The organism is Inhella sp., assembly GCF_041912635.1.
GTDB lineage: Bacteria > Pseudomonadota > Gammaproteobacteria > Burkholderiales > Burkholderiaceae_C > Inhella.
This window is the reverse complement of sequence record NZ_JAYRMO010000023.1, coordinates 1-20,480: the sequence shown is the minus strand read 5'-3', so window position 1 is coordinate 20,480 and position 20,480 is coordinate 1. Positions and strand designations below refer to the sequence as shown.

General features: G+C 66.3%; 10 protein-coding genes. 2 read left to right on the top strand and 8 right to left on the bottom strand.

Translation table 11 applies throughout. The features are described 5' to 3' along the window. Positions 1-4 precede the first annotated feature (4 nt). Entirely contained in the window at positions 5-1,330 is a 1,326-nt protein-coding gene (locus tag ACE3QP_RS14020; RefSeq protein WP_374437002.1) for a TRZ/ATZ family hydrolase, read from the top strand. Here the strand turns inward: ACE3QP_RS14020 and ACE3QP_RS14015 are convergent, their stop codons facing one another. Continuing rightward, positions 1,331-3,316 (bottom strand): hypothetical protein, encoded by a 1,986-nt coding sequence (locus tag ACE3QP_RS14015; RefSeq protein ID WP_374437000.1) that lies wholly within the window; start codon positions 3,314-3,316, stop codon positions 1,331-1,333. A gap of 473 nt (positions 3,317-3,789) precedes the next feature. Between ACE3QP_RS14015 and purL the strand changes: the two genes are divergently transcribed. Beyond that, positions 3,790-7,767, top strand: a complete 3,978-nt coding sequence (purL, locus tag ACE3QP_RS14010) for a phosphoribosylformylglycinamidine synthase (protein ID WP_374436998.1) — start codon at positions 3,790-3,792, stop codon at positions 7,765-7,767. Between the two features lie 13 nt (positions 7,768-7,780). Here the strand turns inward: purL and ACE3QP_RS14005 are convergent, their stop codons facing one another. The 7 genes from ACE3QP_RS14005 to ACE3QP_RS13975 all read right to left on the bottom strand — a co-directional run bounded on the left by ACE3QP_RS14005 (position 7,781) and on the right by ACE3QP_RS13975 (position 20,239). Next, positions 7,781-10,954 carry a PAS domain S-box protein gene (locus ACE3QP_RS14005; protein ID WP_374436996.1) on the bottom strand — a complete coding sequence of 1,058 codons (3,174 nt, stop codon included), beginning with the start codon at positions 10,952-10,954 and terminating at the stop codon, positions 7,781-7,783. Between the two features lie 147 nt (positions 10,955-11,101). After that, positions 11,102-12,790: a phage integrase family protein gene (locus tag ACE3QP_RS14000; protein ID WP_374436994.1), complete on the bottom strand. Its 1,689-nt coding sequence runs from the start codon at positions 12,788-12,790 to the stop codon at positions 11,102-11,104. Positions 12,791-12,901: 111 nt separating this feature from the next. After that, positions 12,902-13,975, bottom strand: coding sequence for a S8 family serine peptidase (locus ACE3QP_RS13995; RefSeq protein ID WP_374436992.1), 1,074 nt, complete (start codon positions 13,973-13,975; stop codon positions 12,902-12,904). Positions 13,976-14,018: 43 nt separating this feature from the next. Continuing rightward, on the bottom strand, positions 14,019-15,557 hold the full coding sequence (locus tag ACE3QP_RS13990; RefSeq protein ID WP_374436990.1) for an RCC1 domain-containing protein: 1,539 nt from the start codon (positions 15,555-15,557) through the stop codon (positions 14,019-14,021). Positions 15,558-15,641: 84 nt separating this feature from the next. Continuing rightward, positions 15,642-16,358, bottom strand: coding sequence for a hypothetical protein (locus tag ACE3QP_RS13985; protein ID WP_374436988.1), 717 nt, complete (start codon positions 16,356-16,358; stop codon positions 15,642-15,644). A 542-nt stretch (positions 16,359-16,900) separates the two neighbouring features. Next, a complete protein-coding gene (locus ACE3QP_RS13980) occupies positions 16,901-19,840 on the bottom strand; it encodes a Tn3 family transposase (protein WP_374436987.1) in 2,940 nt (979 codons plus the stop codon). Positions 19,841-19,939: 99 nt separating this feature from the next. Further along, positions 19,940-20,239 carry a hypothetical protein gene (locus ACE3QP_RS13975; protein WP_374436985.1) on the bottom strand — a complete coding sequence of 100 codons (300 nt, stop codon included), beginning with the start codon at positions 20,237-20,239 and terminating at the stop codon, positions 19,940-19,942. Between the last annotated feature and the right edge of the window lie 241 nt (positions 20,240-20,480).

The window sequence follows — 20,480 nt, the reverse complement described above, 5'->3', positions numbered from 1 at the left end:
AAGGATGAGCAAGAACAAGACCCTGCTGCTGCCCCGCTGGTTGCTGAGCATGAAGCCTGGCGAAGGCGTGCTGGAAGGCCAGGCGTTGTTGATCGAGGGCGAGCGCATCGCGGCTGTCGGCGCGCGCGACGCCCTGCTGACCGCGCATGCCGATGCGGCGCGGGTGGAACTGCCCGAGCATGTGCTGATGCCCGGCCTGATCAACAGCCACACGCACAGCGCCATGAGCCTGCTGCGCGGCGTGGCCGATGACCTCGGACTGATGGACTGGCTGAACCATCACATCTGGCCGCTGGAGAAGCGCTGGGTCAGCCACGCCTGGACGCGCCTGGGTTCGCTGTTCAGCGCCGCCGAAGCCCTGCGCGGTGGCGTGACCACGCTGAACGACATGTACTTCTTCCCCGAGGCCATGGCCGAGGCGGCGCTTCAGGCCGGCATCCGCTGCGCGGTGTCCATCAATGTGATCGACTTCCCGACCGGCTATGCCAGTGGTCCGCAGGACTACATCGACAAGGGCCTGGCAGCCTACGAGAAGTTCAAGGGCGAGCGCCTGCTGCAGTTCACCAGCAGCCCGCACGCGCCCTACACGGTGAGCGACGAGACCTTCGTCAAGCTGCGCGACATGGCCGAGCAGCACGACATGCAGATCCACTGCCACATCCACGAGACGGCCGATGAGGTCGAGGGTGGGATCAAGCAGTTCGGCATCCGCCCCATGGAGCGCCTGGACCGCCTGGGCCTGCTGAACGAACGCATGATCGCCGTGCACATGGTGCATCTGAACGATGCCGAGATCGAGCTTTGCGCCCGCAAGGGTGTGCACATCGCCCACAACGCCAGCTCCAACCTCAAGCTGGCCAGCGGCATTGCCCGTATCGCCGATCTGGACCGTGCCGGTGTGAACGTGGCGCTGGGCACCGATGGTGCGGCCAGCAACAACCGCCAGGACATGTTCGAGGAGATCCGCCAGGCCGCGCTGCTGGCCAAGGGCTCGACCGGCCAGCCCACCGTGCTGAACGCCCGTCGCGCCCTGGAGATGGCCACCCTGGGCGGCGCCAAGGCCCTGGGCCGGGGGCACGATCTGGGCTCACTGGAAGTCGGCAAGCTGGCCGACGTGATCGCGGTGGACCTCTCGGCGCCCGAATGCCGCCCGGTCTACCACTCCGATGCCCAGTTGGTCTACGTGGCCGCGCGCGAGCACGTCAGCGATGTGTGGGTGCAGGGCGAGCGGGTGCTGCAGCAGCGCCGGCTCACCCGCTTCGATCTGGGCGCGGTGCTGGGCCAGGTGGAAGAAACCGTGGCCCAGATGAAGGCGGGGCAGGCCAGCTGATCAGTTGGCGGGCCGCACTCCCCAGACGGGGTGCAGTGGCAGGCCAGCCGTGAAGCGGCTCCAGCCAGGGTCGCTGGTCATGCGCAGGCGGGCCTCGGCTGCCCCGGCCGCTCCGTGCTGCACTGCATAGGCCAGCGCCGGCTGCAGATTGCCCCAATAGCTGGTCGGGTCCGGGAAGTAGGCGCCGCGCAGGCGGTCGCCGCTCTGGGCCACATTGGCTTTGCCCAGTGTGGCCTGGTAGATCTGGCCCCAATGGGCGTACCACGGGCCGCTGCCGTCTTCGTAATTCAGGGTGTCGGACGGCGCAATGGCCAGCGTGTACTGCGCGGCGTCGGCATAGTGGAACGCGTTGGCATCCCCCGGCGCCCCGAAGCGCCCGACGATGCTGCGCGCCTTCCAGGCAAAGAAGGCGTCGAGCTGCTGCTGACGCTCGCTGCCTAGGGGCAGGCGCGCCGCCTTAATGTAGCCCCAGGCCGCCGTAAGGAAGTCTTCCATCCATGCGGCGTGCAGGTATTTGCCGTCACCGGCGGTGTAGTCGCTGTAGGGCTTGCAGAAGCCCTGCGGGTGGCTGGGTCGTGCCACATAGCGCTGGTGCATGGCCTGGATGTTGGCCTCCAGCACGCCCAGCCACGCCTCGCGCTGGGCATCGCCGTCGGGGCTCACCAGGAAGGCCTGCAGCAGGGTGCGCAAGGCCCAGGCGGCGCCCCGCGTGGTGTTGGCGCCGGCCTCGCTCAGCAGCAGGCCTTGCGCGCCCTGGCGGGTGGTGTCGGTCTGCTTGAAGTGGTGCACGGCGGCAGAGAACTGCGCGGCCTCAGAAAAGTAGGTCCACCCACTCAATAGATACGCCAGGTATCCGAGCGAAGGGTGATGGCTGCTGGCCCAGGTAGGTGCGGCGCTGCCGCTGACGGAGGGGGTCAGTTGGCCGATGCTGCTGCTGCCCGTGCCGGTGATGCCAGCGCCGCCGCGTAGCACTAGCTTGGGGTATTGCGCGGGCCGCGGTGCCTGCAGTGTCGTGGAGTCGCGCTGCACGAGGGGGTAACGCCCGCTGCCCAGGGCGTGCGCCATCACGGCATCCCATGCGCGGGCGTCGCCCTGGCTGACGAGGTAAGTCACATCCCACTCCGGCAGCAGGCCGATCGAGGGGTGGTAACCCGTGCTGCCCATGGCCGCCGGATAACCAAGCTGACTAAGCGGGCTGTAGCTTCGAGCCTGCCGGTCCAGCAGGGCATTGCTGGCACCAGAGTGGTAGCTGGGCACCAGGCCGGTTTGCTGCAACTGCTCGGTGTCGTGGCGCACGCGAGCCCAGGACTCGGGCTGGCGGCGGTAGGGCTGGTCTCCGGCGAGCACAGGCACGCGGCAATGGTGGGGCAGATCGATGACTTGGCTGAAGCGCTCGCTACCCTGCAGCTGCAGGGCGAGCCGGCCCGCAAAGGAGGTGGCACCGGGCCGGTCAAACCAGCTGTTTTCCAGCCAGGGCAGCAGTTCCCATTCGCCATCCGCCATTAGGCGTACTTCAAACCAGGCGCTCAGTTGTTCGGAGGCGCCCAAGCTGGCACGGTACAGCCAGGCAGACATCCAAGGGCCGCGCACCAGCTCCCGCACCTGCCCGGGCGACCACGTGCCGCTCGCGGCATTGCGCACAGCCTGCCGGCGGTGCAGTTCGCTCCAGTGCAACTCACCATGGCTGTCGAAGCGCAGGCTCATCTCCAGGGCGGCCAGTGCGCTATCGCTCACCGGCGAAGCCGACACAGTCTCTGGGCGCGCAAACAGGCGCAGCTCCAGACTCTGACCTGCCGCCAGCTCGGCACGGCCGGCCAGCAACGCAAAGCGCACGCTCCCATCCGGCCAGCGGTTCAGCACCGTGGCTTGGAAGCTGCTCAGGCTGCAGCCCGGTACCTGCCCGCTGGGAACAGCACCGGGCAGAAAGGCCTGCCCTGCGCTGAAGTAGCGCGCCCCCGCGATGCTGCCGGAGTTTTGCAGCCACATGCGTGCGACGGTGGGGGCCGGGGCCGGGGCCGGGGCCGGGGCCGGGGCCGGGGCCGGGGCCGGGGCCGGGACCGGGGCCGGGGCGGGTGGCGGGCTGGGCGAGGGAGAGGGCGTCGGGGCGGGACTGGGGGCTGGCGCGGGGCTGGGAGCCGGCGCCGGAGTGGGTGAGGGCGCAGGGCTCCCACTCCCGCCGCCGCAGGCTGGGGTTACCGCGGCGCCCATGAGGCCCGCCGCGGTGCCAAGCAGCAGGCTGCGGCGGTCGATTTCAGGGGGGCGAGGGCAGTCGGAGGGAAGGCGGGACATCGAACCATGGCCATGCCGGGGGCACGGGCGGAAATGCGGAGCAGGGCGGCATCGTAGGCCTCAGCGCGGCGGGGCCCGTCCCCAGATGTAAGCCGCCCCCGTAGAATCCCGCATCCCCCTTCCAGCTCAGCCGCGCCACCCGCGCGGCTCGCTTTTTTATCGCGCACCCCATGGCTTCTCACCACCATCTGCACGGTTTCGAAGGCGGCAACGCCTTGTCGGCGTTTCGGGCTCAGGCCCTTCTGGGCAAGTTGCAGGCGGTGTTGCCGCGCGTGAAGGCGGTGCAGGCGCGCTACTGGCATTGGGTGGCCACGGCCCAGGCCCTGGATGCGGCGCAGACCGAGCGTCTGGCGGCGCTGCTGCGCTACGGTGAAGCGGCCGCGCCCGCGCCGAGCGGCGCGGTGGCGAAGGTGCTGGTGACGCCTCGACTGGGTACGGTGAGCCCCTGGGCTTCCAAGGCGACCGACATTGCGCACAACTGCGGCTTCCCGATCCAGCGCGTGGAGCGCGTGACCGAATACCTGCTGACTCTGGACAAGCCCTTGCTGGGCAGCGCCAAGCCCCTGAGCGAGGCCGAATGGCAGCTGGCCGCGGGCCTGCTGCACGACCGCATGACCGAGTCGGTGCTGGTGGACCTGGAAGGCACCCGCCATCTGTTTGACGAGAAGGACGCCCAGGTGCTGGAGCGCGTGGATGTGCTGGGCCAGGGCCGTACGGCGCTGGAAGCCGCCAACCGGGATTGGGGCCTGGCGCTGTCGGACGACGAGGTGGACTACCTGCTGGACGCCTTCGCGCACAAGCTCAAGCGCAACCCCAGCGATGTCGAGCTGATGATGTTTGCGCAGGCCAATAGCGAGCATTGCCGGCACAAGATCTTCAACGCCCAGTTCATCGTCGACGGCGAACCCCAGTCGCATTCGCTGTTCGGCATGATCCGCAACACCGAGAAGCTGAACCCGCAGCGCACCGTCATCGCCTACGCCGACAACGCGGCGGTGATGGAGGGTTCGGCCATCGAGCGCTGGGTGCCCGGCGAGGACGGCGTGTACCGCGCCCGCACCGAGCAGGCTCAGGTGCTGATGAAGGTGGAGACGCACAACCACCCGACCGCCATCTCGCCCTTCTCGGGCGCGGCCACCGGGGCCGGCGGCGAGATCCGCGACGAAGGCGCAACCGGCCGTGGCGCACGGCCCAAGGCGGGGCTGACGGGCTTCACCGTCAGCCACCTGCGCCTGCCCGGCCTGAATGAAACCTGGGAAACGCCGGAAAACAAGCCAGCGCACATCGCCAGCCCGCTGCAGATCATGATCGAGGGACCGATCGGCGGCGCCGCCTTCAACAACGAGTTCGGCCGCCCGAACCTGCTGGGCTACTTCCGCGCCTATGAGCAGGCGGTGGCCGGCGTGCAGCGCGGCTATCACAAGCCCATCATGATCGCCGGCGGCATCGGTGCCATCCGCGCCGACCTGACGAAGAAGATCGAATTCCCCGCCGGCACCCTGCTGATCCAGCTGGGCGGCCCGGGCATGCGAATCGGCATGGGCGGTGGTGCCGCCAGTTCGATGGCCGCCGGCGTTAACAGTGCCGAGCTGGATTTCGATTCGGTGCAGCGCGGCAATCCGGAGATCCAGCGCCGGGCGCAGGAGGTCATCAACCGCTGCTGGCAGCTGGGCGCGGATAACCCCATCCTGGCCATCCACGACGTCGGCGCTGGCGGCATCTCCAACGCCTTCCCCGAACTGGTGAACGACGCCGGCAAGGGCGCGCGCTTTGACCTGCGCGCCGTGCCGCTGGAGGAAAGCGGCCTGGCGCCCAAGGAGATCTGGTGCAACGAGAGCCAGGAGCGCTACGTGATGGCCATCGCGCCGGAGTCGCTGCCCCTGTTCCAGTCCTTCGCCGAGCGCGAGCGCTGCCCGTTTGCGGTGGTGGGCCGTGTGACGGACGAGAAGCAGCTGCGCTTGGACGACCCCCTGCACCCGGAGGCCACCCCCATCGACATGCCGATGGACGTGCTGCTCGGCAAGCCGCCCAAGATGACGCGCGACGTGGCCCGTGTGGCGCGCGACGCTGGCCGCTTCGTGGCCGACGGCATCGAACTGGAGCCGGCCGCACGCGCCGTGCTACGCCATCCCAGCGTGGCCAGCAAGCGCTTCCTGATCACCATCGGCGACCGCACCGTGGGGGGCCTGACGCACCGCGACCAGATGGTCGGCCCCTGGCAGGTGCCGGTGGCGGACTGCGCCGTCACCTTGGCGGACTACCAAGGTCTGGCCGGCGAAGCCATGGCGATGGGCGAGCGCACCCCGCTGGCGGCCGTGGACGCACCGGCCTCGGGTCGCATGGCGGTGGCCGAGGCCATCACCAATCTGCTGGCGGCGCCCATCGAGCTCAAGCATGTGAAGCTCAGCGCCAACTGGATGGCCGCCTGCGGCGAGGCCGGCGAGGACGCGGCCTTGTTTGACACCGTCAGGGCTGTGGGCATGGAGCTGTGCCCGGCGCTGGGAGTGGGCATTCCGGTGGGCAAGGACTCGCTGTCCATGCGCACGAAGTGGGATGGCCAGCAGGTCACCGCACCGGTCTCGCTGATCGTCTCGGCCTTCGCCAGCCTGCCCACGGTGGCCGGCACGTTGACGCCCGAGCTGGCACGCGAGGGGGATTCGGTGCTGATCGCCATCGATCTGGGGCGGGGCCAGGGCCGCATGGGCGGCTCGATCCTGGCGCAGACGCAGCAGCAGTTCGGCGGCGCCGTGCCCGATCTGGACCAGGCGGAGCTGCTGGTCCAGCTGGTGAACGCCATCAACGCCTTGCGCGCGCAGGGGCTGGTGCTGGCTTATCACGACAAGAGCGACGGCGGCCTGTGGGCCACCGCCTGCGAGATGGCCTTTGCCAGCCGGCTGGGCCTGGCGCTGAACATCGACATGCTGGTGACCGAGAGCACCGGCGTGGATGACAGCAAGGCCGAGATGGGCGACGCCAAGAACTGGGCGGCCCAGGTCAGCGGCCGTCGCCATGAGCAGACCCTGCGGGCGCTCTTCAACGAGGAGCTGGGTGCGCTGATCCAGGTCAGCGCCGCGCAGCGCGATGCCGTGTTCGCCATCCTGCGCCAGCACGGCCTGTCCGCGCACAGCCATGTGGTGGGCAAGCCCAGCAGCGACGGCGCGATCTCGGTCTGGCGCGACGCGCAGTGCGTGCTCAAGCTCAGCCTTGCCGAGGCCCTGCAGGAGTGGGAGAAGGTCAGCCACGGCATTGCCCGCTTGCGCGACAACCCCGCCTGCGCCGACGCCGAATACGCGCTAGCCACCGATCCGCAGGCGCCTGGCCTGCATCGCCACCTGAGCTTCGACCCCGCGCAAGACGTGGCCGCCGCCTTCAAGGCCGCCAGCAAGCCGCGCGTGGCCATCCTGCGCGAGCAGGGGGTGAACTCGCATGTCGAGATGGCCTATGCCATGCACCTGGCCGGCTTCGAGACCGTGGACGTGCACATGAGCGATCTGCAGTCCGGCCGACATGCGCTGAGGGATTTCCGCGGCTTCGTGGCCTGCGGCGGCTTCTCCTACGGCGACACCCTGGGTGCCGGCGAGGGCTGGGCCCGCTCCATCCTCTTCGATGCCGGCCTGAAAGCCCAGTTCGAGGCCTTCTTCGCACGCCCGGATACCTTCGCGCTGGGCGTGTGCAACGGCTGCCAGATGCTGGCCGCCCTGGCTGCGATGATTCCGGGCGCCCAGGCTTGGCCGAAGTTCGTGCGCAATGCCTCCGAGCAGTACGAGGCGCGCCTGACGATGGTCGAGGTGCTGGACTCGCCCTCGATCTTCTTCACCGGCATGGCCGGCAGCCGTGCCCCCATCGTGGTGGCCCATGGCGAAGGCCGGGCCGACTTCAGCGTGCAGGGCGACGCCGCCAGCCTGCAGCGCGCCATGCGCTTCGTCGACGGCGCCGGCCAGCCCACCGAGGCCTACCCGCTGAACCCGAATGGCAGCGCGGGCGGGCTCACGGCCGTCACCACGCCGGACGGCCGCTTCACGGCCATGATGCCGCACCCCGAGCGCGTGTTCCGCAATGCGCAGATGAGCTGGCGCGGCGAGGCGGATCTGGCGGCGCACTCGCCGTGGATCCGCATGTTCCAGAACGCACGGCGCTGGTGTAGCTGAGGCTCCGGCGGCCTCAGCCGCCGGTCCTTAGCGCATCGGCGGTTTCGCGGGCGTGCGGGGCCACCAGCGGCAGCTTGAAGATGAAGCTCGTGCCCTGGCCCGGGGCGGAGCGCAGCTCCACCTGCCCACCCAGCACGCCGGTGGCGATGTTGTAGACGATGTTCAGGCCCAGGCCGGTGCCGCCCTGGCCCATCTTGGTGGTGAAGAAGGGGTCGAAGGCGCGCCGGCGCACCTCTTCGTTCATGCCCACGCCGTTGTCGCTGACCTGCAGCTCCAGGTGCTCGCCGTCTTCGAGCGCGCGCGCCTCGATCCAGATCTGCGGGCTGGCCACGCCCTCGAAGGCGTGGACCTGGGCATTCAGCACCAGATTGGTCAGCAGCTGACCGAGCGCACCGGGGTAGCCGTCCAGATCCTGCGCCAGCTCGATGCGGGTGTGCAGGCCGATCTGCGAATGCTTGAGCTTGGGCCGCAGCACCGAGAGCACGTCCTCCACCAGCGCGGCGAGCGGAAAGCGGCGCCGCTGCTCGCTGGTCTGGTCCACTGAAACCTGCTTGAAGTGCGAGACCAGATCGGCGGCGTTGCGCAGGCCGCGCAGCAGCAGCTCGCTGGCGCCATGCGCCTCGGCCAGGAAGGAGGCCAGAGCGGACTTGCGCAGGCTGTTGGCCTCGAAGGCGCGGCGCACATCGCGGCTGCGTTCCTCCAGCGTGGAGGCGGCCGTCAGGCAGTTGCCGATCGGGGTGTTGAGCTCGTGCGCCACGCCGGCCACCAGGGAGCCCAGGGCGGCCATCTTCTCGGCGCGCAGCAGCTCGTCCTGGGCTTGCTGCAGGGTCTGCATGGCGCTGCGCAGCTCGGCCGTGCGGGCCTGCACGCGGGCTTCCAGCTCGGCGTTCAGCTGCTCCAGCTGGGCCTGCGCGCGCGCCTGCTCGCTCACGTCCAGGCAGATCGCCAGGTAGGCGAGCGGGTGGCCATCGGCATCGCGCATTTCGTTGAAGCGCAGCGCCCCCTGCACGCGCTCGCCGTTCTTGCGCACATAGACCCAATGGCTCAGGCTGCTGTGGCCGTCGGCGTCGAGGTTGAGCGTGAACAGTTCGTGTTTGTGCACCGGCCGGCCCAGCTCCTGGCTCAGGGCAGCGGTGCGGCGCTGCAGTTCTTGGGCGTCGTGGAGCATCATGGCGTTGCGGCCGATCACTTCGGCGGAGCGGTAGCCGAACAGCTGCTCGGCACCGCGGTTGAAGAGCTCCACCCGTCCATCCAGCGCCACCACAAGGATGCCGACATCCATGGCCGAATCGAGCACGGCCTGCAGGCGCCGGTTGCTGGCGGCCAGGGCATCCTGGGCGCGCAGCTGCTCGCTGATGTCCAGCACCACGGCCAGGTAGCCGATGTGCTGGCCCTGCAGGTCGTGCAGGCGCGTGAAGGTGTGCGAGACGCGCAGGTGCTGGCCGTTGTCGCGGCGCACATAGGTCCAGATACGGCGGTGCCCGCCATCCAGGCCGGCGGCCTGGCGTTCAAACACCTCGTGGCGCTGCACCAGCCGGCCCTGCTGGGCGCTCAGGCGCTGGGCCTCCTGCTCGATCTCGTCGCGCGCGTGGAATTCGCGTGCCTGCAGGCCCAGGGCCTCGGCGGCGTTGCAGCCCAGCAGGCGCTCGGCGCCGCGGCTGAAAAGAGTGACATGGCCCTGCAGGTCGACGGTGATGATGCCAACCTCGATGGCCGAGTCGAGCAGGGCCTGCAGGCGTTGCGCCACCTCGCGCTCGGCACGCTGGGCAGCCAGCTGGGCGCTCTGGTCGAGTGCGATGCCCAGATGCCCGAGCAGGCGGCCGGCTCGGTCGCGCACTTCGGAGACGGTGAGCGAGACCGTCAGCGCCTGGCCGCTGCGGGTGCGGAAGGTCCACAGCCGCGTTTCGCTGCCGGTGCCGCGCGCCGGCAGCACGAAGACTTCCTCGGTGCTCACTGGCCGTCCGAAGCGCGCGCTGAGCTCGCGCGCGCGCTGCTCGATCTCGGCCGGATCGTGGAAGCGGTGCGGCGAGCTGCCCAGCACCTCGTCGGCGCGCCAGCCCAGCATGCGCTCGGCGCCGCGGTTGAAGACGGTGATGCGATCGTCGGCATCGGTGGCGATGATGGCCACCTCGAGCGCCGCGTCGAACAGGGCCTGCAGGCGGTCGTGGGCCTCGCCCAGCTCCTCGCTGGAGTGGCGCAGCTCCAGCTCGGCTGCGCGGATCGCCGTCAGGTCCCGTCCGGTGCCGCGGTAGCCGCAGAACTGGCCCTGCTCGTCGAACACCGGTGCCCCTGACACGCTGACGTGGATGACCTGACGGTCCGGCCCGAGCAGGCTGTACTCGAAGTCCCGGAAGGCCTCGTGCCGTTCCAGCTGCGCGCGGTGAGCCGCCCAGTCCGGTCCGGGCAGCAAGTTCGGGGCTTCCCAGCGGCGCAGGCCTAGCAGGGTGTTGAGTGAGCCCATCACGCTGGCATCGCTCTTGGAAAGGTAGGTCAGGCGGAACTGCGCGTCCTGCTCCCACAGCCAGTCCGAGGCCATGGCCACCAACCCCTCGTAGCGGGCGCGTGCAGCCTCGGCATCCTCATGGGCCTGGCGGCGCTGCTCGATCTCACGCGCCAGCTCGGCGTTGCGCAGCTGCAGCAGGCGGCGGCGCTGGCCGAGGGCAAAGCTCAGCCCGCAGACCAGCAGGCCACCGGCCGCCACCCCCAGCACCACGGGGTCGCCCCAGTCGCGCCCGGTCTGCCAGCCCTGCGGCGGGCGGCCCAGCAGCAACCATTGCGCGCCCGGCAGGCGCACGGGCACCCGCGCTGTGTCCCGTGCCGGCAAGCGCCCATCACCCCAAATCGCTTCGCCCGCGCTGCCATCGGGGCGCTGCTGGAACAGGCCCAGCTTCAGCTCCTTTTCGGGCAACTGGGCCAGGGCCATGAAGCGCTGCAGATCGGCCACCAGCGAGACCGAGCCCCAGTACTGCTCGCCCTCCGGCGTGTTGACGAAGACCGGGTTGCGCTGGATCACGCCCAAGCCCCCCTGCACCAATTTCACCGGCGCGTAGATCAGGCTGCGGCGGGCGCTGCGCACCGCTTCGATCTGGGCCCACTGCGCCGGCACGGTGCGGTAGTCCAGCCCCAGCGCCTTTTCATTGCCGCGCAGCGGGTGCACCAGGCGCACCACGTCGTCCGGCGCGGCCACCACATTGCGCACCTGCGGCCGCTCGGCCTGCAGGGCCTCGACATGGCGGCCAAAGCGCTCGGCGCTGAGGTCGCCATCCGGGGTGATCTCGGTTTCCGTGCACAGAGTAGCGGTTTCGCATGCGGGTTAACCCACGGCCACTCGGAGCTACTCCCGCCGCTTGAACGCCGCTCCGACTTGACTGGCGCGGCGTGCGTCATCGCTGTGCAAGTACAGCGAAGTCGTGTTGATTGACGCGTGCCGCAGGTTGTCGCGCACGGCCGCAAGGTCGGCGCCGGAGTCGAGCAAGTGCGTCGCATGGGTGTGCCTCATCCAATGCGGACTGGCCTTCAGCAGCTTCTCCGCCAGGGCTGGGTTGTCGTCCTGCACCGCTTTGGCGACGGTGGCGAAGAAGCGCTTAAGCATGGCCCAGAGCCGGCCGGCGGTGATGCCGGGCTCGGTCCCCAAGCTTCCGATCAGCGGGGTTGCGGGATCCCAGCGCGATGGCGACGTTGGCAGCTTGCGCTCCAGCAGGTAGCGGTCCAAGGCCTCGCTGGCCAGCGCTGGGATCGCCACCCGCCCCTCCCGATTCCCCTTGCCCCGGACACGCAGCCATGTCACATCGGTCCGATCTCGCTCCAGCTGGCCGAGCTTGGCCCCAACCAGCTCACTGGCTCGCAGGCCCGTCGAATAGCAGAAGTCCAGCACGAAGCGCATGCGTTTCGCGGCCTCGGGCGACCAGCCGTAGGACCACTCCAATCCATCGGCGACCACGCGCAGCAGCATCCACTCGCCGGCTGTGAAGGCGCGGCGCGCGTCGACAGCTGCGGCCCCGGAACCACGCACCTTGACCCCGGCGAAGGGGTTGGCCAGGAGGTAGCGCTGTTCGACCAGCCACCGGAACATTGCATTGAGCACGCTTAGGGCATAGGCCACGGAGCGCGGCGCCAGTGCACCAGTGAACGGCCGCCACTCTGGCGAGCTGCGCGGCCGGGCCGGCCCCACCCAGCGCATCCGGGGCGACGGCTGGCTCAGGAAGCGACGGTAGGCGGTGGCATCCTCGGTGCTCAGCGATGACAGCGCCCGGCCCTGTTCCACGATGGCCCACAGCAGCAAGCGCTCAGCCTCCTTGCGGTAGGCACGCTGCGTGGCCGGGGACTCGTGCAGTTGCAGCCAGGCGTTGATCGCGTCGTAATCGTTGTCAGCCCGCAGCAGGCAGTCCCTGATGGGCGCCCGGTACCGCCCTTGCGTGCCGTCAAGTACCTCAGGCACTTCCAGCTTTTCCCAGGGCACCAAGTCGGGCGTACGGACTGCGACCAGGGCCCTGGCGCGCTCCGTCAGTGCCGGGTGCGCGTCAAAGAAGGCTTCCACCTGGCGCGCGCCTGCAGATCCAAGCCCCGGGACCACACTCCACCAGCGGCGGCGGCGCGGCACACGCAGAGTCAGGTCGGCCAGTGTGCGCATTCCAGCGGCCAGCAGAACCCTGGCAACGCGTGGCGGCAGCCATCGCCCCACCTCATCGCCTATCAGCGGGTTTGCTGGTGGCAAACGGTGCAGCCTGTCCAGCAGAGCGGCCAGCCTGTCGCGACTCTGCGCGGTGGGACGCAGCGCGGCCACAGCGTCGGCTAGGTCTGGCCTGCCGCGGGCGTTTGCCCATTGCCCCAACTGCTGCTTCACACCAGCGATCAAACCACGGGCGTTTCGGCCCACGCGCTCCTGCGCCGTCCAGTAGCGCGCGGCCACTTCAGGTGCCGGAATGCCCTCGACCCAAGCACGCAGAGCTGCGATCGCGGCCGAGCTCGGCCAGCCTTCGCTGTCCTTGCTCACGCCCGCAGCTGCGACCTGGACGATTTTCACGGGGAACAGTTTCGTCCTGATTCGTTGCTGTGTCGATAAGAAGACTTATCGCTACAGCACGATCCAAGATGAGCGAGCGAAACCAAATGCTGTCTGCAATTGCATGCAGAGTCACCGGCCTTGTCTTCCGTCATCAATAGATGGAAATGCCCTCGGCTTGCCTACTTTGTTCAGGCGGCCCTTCGTCGCTTGAACGTTGAGCAGCCCAAACCCGAGTTGCTTGAAGTGCAACTTGCTGTTTGACTTCCCGCCCCAACGCAATGGCGTCGCTGAAGTCATGAGGGCCGCTCGCATTTGGGCCGCAGTGAGGTCAGGATTCAGCGCCAGTAGGTTCGCCAACGTCGCCGTTACAAATGGAGCCGCGATGGACGTCCCTCGCATCGAAGGTCCAGTGCCTCCTCCCAAGAGGGTCGTTTGCACCTGCTCTGCCGGGGCAGCCACAACGATTTCCGAGCTAATCGCCGTGCCCCTCAACGGCTCGCCAGAGCATCCGATGCCGCCTACCGCAATAACTGATGGGTGGGTCGCAGGGTAGACAGCAAGGGGACCGTGGTTCCCTCCAGCGACGACCACAACGACACGAGACTGCTCAGCAAATGACAGTGCGCTGTCGACCTCACTACGCTCCGCCTGCGTCGCGTTAGGCATTGCAAAGCTGAGGTGAATCAGATGCGCTCCAGCCAGAACGGCGTACCGAATTGCAGCGGATACCGTTCGTGCGGAGAAATCATCTTCTGTGCCAGGGTTGATCTTGATCGGGAGGAGTTTGGCCCTGGATGCTGCAACGCCGACAACCGGCCCAACTAGGACACCCGCAACTTGAGTTCCGTGGCCTAACTGATCCTGTGGTGCCGGAGCATCAGGCCTTGAGCAGTCGGCAAGATCCATGTTGCAGTCGCCAAAATTGGCACCACGACCGTCCAACCTATCGCGCAGCAGGGGGTGTGATAGGTCGACACCACTGTCAATCAGTGCGATTGTGATTCCGGCGCCGCGGATTTGCTCCTGGTCATGGCGAATATGCAAGCTCCGATGCCACCACTGTCTAGACGCCGCAGATTCAGAGTTTCCGACATGACACTCAGACTGAGTTGCAAGAGGTCGTGCAAACGCATTCGTGATTGCTGTCGCCAAAAGGCCAACCAAGACTATAGAAAATAGTCGTTCATATTGAATTAACAACATTCATCAATCCGACTTCATGCGCGCTTATCACTAGGGCGGTAGTTCATTCAACGGTATACCTGTGAAAGACGCGATTGTTGGTCAGCATGTCGCGAAGCGCATCTCGCGGGACGCTTCCGAGTCCATATCCGATGTAGATATGCGCACCTGAGTACTGCGACAAGTCCGCCTCTATTGCAAGTTCAGCCTCCTGTGCCGTCAACCGTCCGCACCGGAATGGCGATGGGTTGCGGTCATCATGAACACCCCATCCATTCGATGATAGGGTCAAGATGCTTCCATCCCATGGAAAAACCGCTGCAACGAAACTGCAACCAAATTTTCCTGCGTCCATCCGGGCTGGAGAAAATTGGGCTTTCACGGATCGACGGCGAAGTGTGCCAATAGACACCATCGTCACTTCAGGTTGGTCCGTGTAAACATTGAACCCGATATTTGTTGGAACTAGCCGATTGATAAGAGTGCCGTCACCCAGCAGTCCGCCTGCATTTCCTCCCCAGGCGAACAAAGTGCCATCAAAGGTTATTGCAAAACCGCTGTTTCCGCCCCCTCCCGGGGTCGTCTTCCAGTATTCGTCGCCAATCTTCTTCGGCTCGTAGACGATATGCGTTTTGCCATCTGGCGCCGTATCCAGCCCGTCGCCTAGTGCGCCGTATATACCGAGTCCCCAACCCCAGAGGCTATTGTCGGCCTTGATGGCGTGCGCGTGATAGCTGCCATTGGTTACTGCAACATACCCGGTCCCGCTGACTTTTGTTGGCCGATTCACAAAAACGCCGGCTGGCCATCGAGGATCGGGATAGAGTCCTGTCGAAAGTTTCCCGATCCCCAACGGCGAGTAGGCATTCCAACCCCAGGCCCAGAGCGTTCCGTCCCGCTTGATGGCCAATGAGAAACTCTCGCCTGCCGTGATGCTTTCGAAGCCTTGACCAAGTAGCTTTGGAATGTACCGGTCAGTAAGCGTTCCATCGCCAAGTTCGCCTTCGCCGTTTGCCCCCCAGCCCCACAAACTGCCATCACCTTTTAGCGCCAGGACGTGCGCCTTGCTGCTGGCCAGCTTTTTAAATCCCTCCCCGATTCTGACTGGAGTAGTCAATACAGGAGGCGTCAGTGAGCCTATGCCAAGGATGCCATGGGCGTTCTTCCCCCATGTCCAAAGACCGCCGTCCCGGCTGAGGGCCGCAGCGGAGAACCAATTTGCGACGACTAACTCAAAATTTTCACCAATCTTGACGGGGCGTAGTTGATCAGTCGTGCTGCCATCCCCCAGTTGCCCTTGCTCATTCGGCCCCCAAGCCCACAAACTGCCATCCTTTTTTATCGCAAAACTACTTAGATAGCCGGCGGCAATATTTACAAATTCGCGCCCAATAAGCACGGGACTTGGCCTGCTTGTCGTCGTTCCATCGCCAAGCACCCCCCGATAGTTGTTGCCCCACGCCCATAGGCTGCCGTCGCTTTTGAGCGCAAGCGTGTGGGTGTCAGAGCTGACAATCTGGGGGATTGCAGCAGCCGAATTCTGCCCAAACCAGAAGCAGTTGATGGCGACAGCAAGATGAAATACATGCAGCTTAACTCGCATACCGACAGACCCGCCAAGGCGCATTCAAGAAAATTTGGCGAGTAACCCGTTGAGCACGCAATTACTCGCCGCCTCATTCAACTATCAATTATAGATGTACGCGGCATTAATCCAGACCACTTCTTGCAAACGCCCACCTGTTCCGTTCGTGTCGAAAAAGGACGTTCCCCATCCAATGGCGGGCTCCGGATTGGCCTGAACAGCACTCACGTTTTCGCCAATCTTGTTTAGCACCTGCACTTTGAATCCTGGATTATGAACAACCTTTACACCAAAGCTGGTGTAAAGCGATGTCAATGCAGGACTACTTCTTGTTATCGGTCCTACCGCAGGATTCGTGGTGCAGGTCCGGGCCGCCACAATTGGCGCATTAAATGAAGCCGGCGGATCGTTCCAGTTGTTCCAGGCCGGAATACTGGCATTTATCTCAGTGATGCATATATTCGGGTTTCCTTGTGAGAATCCATTGCCGGAAGAGTTCCCTACAGGCAAGTGCGCTCTCTTGACAATGAACTTCTCAAGGTGAGATGGTTTGCCTTTACTAAAATACTTCCTGCCCTCCTCGCGGTCCCGCCGCAGGAGGTCTGCCATCGTGAGAGCATCAAGGTTGACGTAGTAAGTTGGAATGCTGCCGAGGGGCGGAAGGCTCATCAATGGCACGTTGGCGATCTGCGGGAACTTTTCCGCCAACTCTTGGTCGGCCATGGCAGCACTGCCGACCATTGCCATCGCTACCGCAACGGCAACCTCTCGGAAAGGCAGTGAATATCCCTTCATCTTCTCTGGATTCTTGATGATCAATTTATCCTCCATAGATTGAAAAGGCGAAAGCGCACCGCTGGCCCAATGCCGCGGATAAACTTTCAGAGGGAAGATTAGTTGTCCTCGGCTCCTTACTCTGGAGGGTATTCCCTTCATCCAATTGACGGATTGCCTGGCGCGGGCTCCTCATAGTTTTGCGTGGATGCCAGCATGAACAATCGTGGCGCTAAGCCGGGCCTTGTGGAGGCCCGGGCTGTGGACACCCCAAAAGGCGGGGAAATGTGCATCTGCTCTGTAGCTGTCTGTAAGTCGGCGGCCTCGCATGAGTGCTCGGCTTCTGCGCGAGCCAGGGACAGGCCCGTTCAGGCCGAATGGGGCGCCGAAGCAGCGCGGAGAGGGAAACCGATACTTTTTGCACCGATCCCATAGATCGTGCTTTCGCCGTCATGCGGTAAGCCGTTGATTCGTAATGGCACGAATCTCGAAACCGCTACTTTTTGCACCGATCCCATGGCGAGGAGGCGGGTGCGGATCTGGACAGGCGCTGGTGGGCGTGGCCGGCCAGGCCATCGGCCGCCCAATCAAGCGCGCCTGCGCTGTGGCTGCTGGCGCTGCAGGAGCGTCGCCGCGTGGCGCTCGATTCCGAAGGACAGGGTCCCCCGAAAATTGATGTTCCCGAACTGCACCGGACCCATGCGGCGGATCCAGGCCTCCTCAACAGGCTGCTTATCCTTGCGCCGCCGGTCGACGACCTCCTGCATCTTCATGGTGTTCCAGGCGATGACCATATTGGTCAGCAGGGCGTGCGAGCCCGAGATGGCGCGCATCTCGTCGCCCCGGCGGCCGCGCTCCGGGAGCAGCCGGCCGTGGAAGATGGCGCGCTGCAACTGGTGCACCGATTCGCCTCGGTTGAGCAGGGTATGGATCTCGCGCCGGAAGTCCGGATTGCTGAAGAAGTCGCATAGGTAGAGCGTGCGCAGCAGGCGGCCCAAGTGATCGGCGGCCTTGTGCAGGGGATCCCCTTGGGCCGCGCTGCCCATGCGCTCCAGCACCAGCTTGGCAGAGATCCGCCCCGTTCGGATCGAAGCGACCAGGCGAAGCAGCTCATCCCAGCCCTTGACGATGGCGCGCTCGGACACGTCGCAGAGGGCGGCCGCGCGGAGAGCCGCCGGTACGGCCATCCCGCGCGGCAGGAACAGGCGTCGCTCGGAGAGATTGCGCAGCTGCGGGCACAGATCAAAGCCCAGCAGCTTGGCCACCGTCATCGCGACGTTGGTGTAGCCGTGCGTATCGACCGCCAACAGCGACAGCTTGATGCCGTCCTCGACGCGGGCGTTGTGCTGCTCCACGCCTTCGAGCGCGGCGCCGGCCTGACGTTCGTTGAGCACGATGGGCTGGTCATAGATGACGCCGTATGTGCTGAGGACATGGGTGTAGATGCCCACGGCGTAGGTGCGCCGGCGTGGGTCGATGCGGGCGCTGAAGAGGTGCTTGGAGGCATCCAAGGCCATCATGTCGGCCGAGGCCTTGTCGGCCTTGCCCCAGAGCTCGGCGATCGGGAAGCGGCGCTGGAAGGCGACGACCCGCTCATTGGCGCGGCGCAGCCGCCCCTGGGCTTCGAGTGCGCGCATGGCGGCCGTGACATGGGCAGCCTCCAGACCGGGCACCATGGCGGCGACTCCCTTAGCGTCGTTCTCCGTGCCATGGGCCAGCAAGGCCCCGTAGCACCCGAGCAGCTCTTGGATCGAAGCGGGCTTGCGGCCCAGCAGCACTTCGCTGAAGCCAACGTGCACATCCACTTCGACGATGAGGTCGCTAAATTGCGTCTCGCCGATCGCGGCGGCGATCAACTCTCGGTTGCGCCGCACCTCGTCATCCACTTCCAGCGGCGCGAGCGCGGGCAGACGAAAGTCTCCCTGCGCATCGATTTCCACGCCACCCCCCTCGATCGCCTCGGCCAGGCCGCGCAGGCCGACCTCCAGATTGGCGTTCAGGCGTTCGAGGAACTTCTTTGGATCGGTCGTCAGGCTCAGGGCGCTGATCAGATGGCTGCGCTCCTTCTTCCATTGCGCGGGAGGGATGAGCATCTCCTCCCGGTTGCGGTACTCCTGGCTGTGATTGATCCAGAGCCGTCCGGCGCGCAGGTCCCGGCGGACCGAGACCAGGGTGCAGGCGCGCAGCGCGGCCAGCGCCCGCACGCGGTTGGGGTCGCTGAGCAATGCATGCCAAGTCGGATCCGCCTGCCCCAGATCGAAGTCCCGTGGCAGCTCCTTGACGTTGCCCTCGCGAAGCGCGCGCAGCAGGCCAACCAGCTTGAGAGAGGCCGTGGCGACGTGGCCCTGGATGTCCAGCCCGACCAGGGCATTGAGCAAGGCGGTGACTCGTATCGCGTCGTCCACCACGCCTTGGCGCACCAGGGCGGCGCGACTGAAGCGCTGCTCGCTTTCATGGGCGGGCAGCAGTTGCTTGAGGGCTGCGATCTTCTGCTCGTCAGCCTGGTCCTCACCATGGACGATCGCGCGGATCTGGTCCTGGCGCTCGCGGTAGTGCGTCAGGCCGCGCGTCTGTTTGGATTGCACACGCACGCTGGCATGCCGCATCAGGTCGCTGATGCGGCGCGCGGCCATGAACAGCGCCGTATCGGTCAGGTTCAGCAGGGTCATGCGAAGAAAGCAGACCACCTCCAAGGCTTGCGAGTCGGGCTTGAGGCGCTTGGTTTCGACGGGCGGCCGGTTGACGACCCCTTGACCGTAGGCGCGCATTCGGGGTCCCGACAGGCCTTCCAAGGTCCAGTCATGCACGCCGAGCTGCTTCAGGTAGCTGATCTTGCTGGTCACCTCGGCAAGGCCGCTTGGGCTGTGCTTACCGACGGTGCCTTTGAGCCACTCCAGCACCGAGCCGCCGCCCCGGCCGCGGCGCTTGCTGTGCACGGCCGCCAGCAGCTTGGTGAGCTGTTCATTCGACAGCTGGGCGCGCACGATGCCGTGCGACATCGCGTCGGCCGAGGCAAATGCATCCCGAGCGGCGTCGCGCAGCACGCGATCGCTGGGAAGCAGATGGTCTCGGTCGTGCAGCCAAACCTCGGCATCCTTGACCAGTTCATCGACCGAGGCCGCAGAGTTGGCCAGCTTGGCCAGGACCTCCGCCAGCTCAGACATGACGGTGTCGTCGACCGCAGTGGCGCCGCAGTGCTCCAGGGCCCAGGCTTGATGGGCGAAGAGGGTGGCGCGTCGCTGGTACAGGGTTTTGAGGCTGGCCAGCGAGGTTTCAGGAAGGCCGAAGGCGTCGCACAGGTAGCGGAGCAAGGCGCGAGGCAGCCCGACCACCCGCTCCATGGTTCGGCCTGTCGCACGGAGGGCCAGCAGTTGCACGGCGGCGCCCAGCCGGCCGGCGGTTCTGAAACGAAGGCGAATAGCCTCCACATCCGCCTTGCTCAGCTGGAACGACTGTTCGACGTCGAACTCAGTGAGCGACCTCGGCAACTCCTTGGCGCCAACAAAGCGCTGACGAAACGTGGTCAAGCTCGCCCCTGACGGATCCCGGAAGGGCGGGGACGTTATCCACCGAGACGTAGCGGGTCAGTAGGCGTTGGCCCAGGGGGGTCTCATACGCGCGCGGGTTTACCCGCGCCGCAAACCGCTACTCTGTGCACGGAAACCGAGATCACCCCCATCCACGCGGATCAGCACCACCAGGCCGGCCGCCGGGCTGAAAGTGGACTCCACCACCAGATCCAGCCGGGCTTGCGCCTCGCTCAGCAGGCGCTGCACCTCGCGGCGCTGCGCCTCGATGCGGTCCGTGGCGCGCAGATCGGCGGTGGCCAGCACCACGCCCACGCACAGCAGGCAGGTCAGCAGGCTGGGCCAGTGGAACAGCCAGTGTTTCAGCGGAGCGCGCGTGGGGCCGAGCATGCGCTTCACGCTAGCACAGGGCAAGGAGGCTGTCGGGCTTTGGGAGTACCCCGCGCCGGGGACCAGTCAGGGGGCCAGACGAGGCGTCGGCGAGGCCGTGGGGCGGGCCCCACAACGAGCCGGCAACGACGGATGGCCCCCTGAATGGCCCCGGCCCAGAGGGTTCGGTCGCCCAGGGGCCCGCTGCTGCGTTGCCAGCGCTTGCCGGACGCGAGTCCGGCTGCGCGCCGGCGCCTTGCGTCCGGCCCCT

What these genes read in the sequence shown, in the direction of transcription:
- ACE3QP_RS14020 (WP_374437002.1), top strand. Translation starts at nt 5, where the DNA reads ATGAGCAAGAACAAGACCCTGCTGCTGCCCCGCTGGTTGCTGAGCATG.
- ACE3QP_RS14015 (WP_374437000.1), bottom strand. Translation starts at nt 3,316, where the DNA reads ATGTGGCTGCAAAACTCCGGCAGCATCGCGGGGGCGCGCTACTTCAGC.
- purL (WP_374436998.1), top strand. Translation starts at nt 3,790, where the DNA reads ATGGCTTCTCACCACCATCTGCACGGTTTCGAAGGCGGCAACGCCTTG.
- ACE3QP_RS13995 (WP_374436992.1), bottom strand. Translation starts at nt 13,975, where the DNA reads ATGTTGTTAATTCAATATGAACGACTATTTTCTATAGTCTTGGTTGGC.
- ACE3QP_RS13990 (WP_374436990.1), bottom strand. Translation starts at nt 15,557, where the DNA reads ATGCGAGTTAAGCTGCATGTATTTCATCTTGCTGTCGCCATCAACTGC.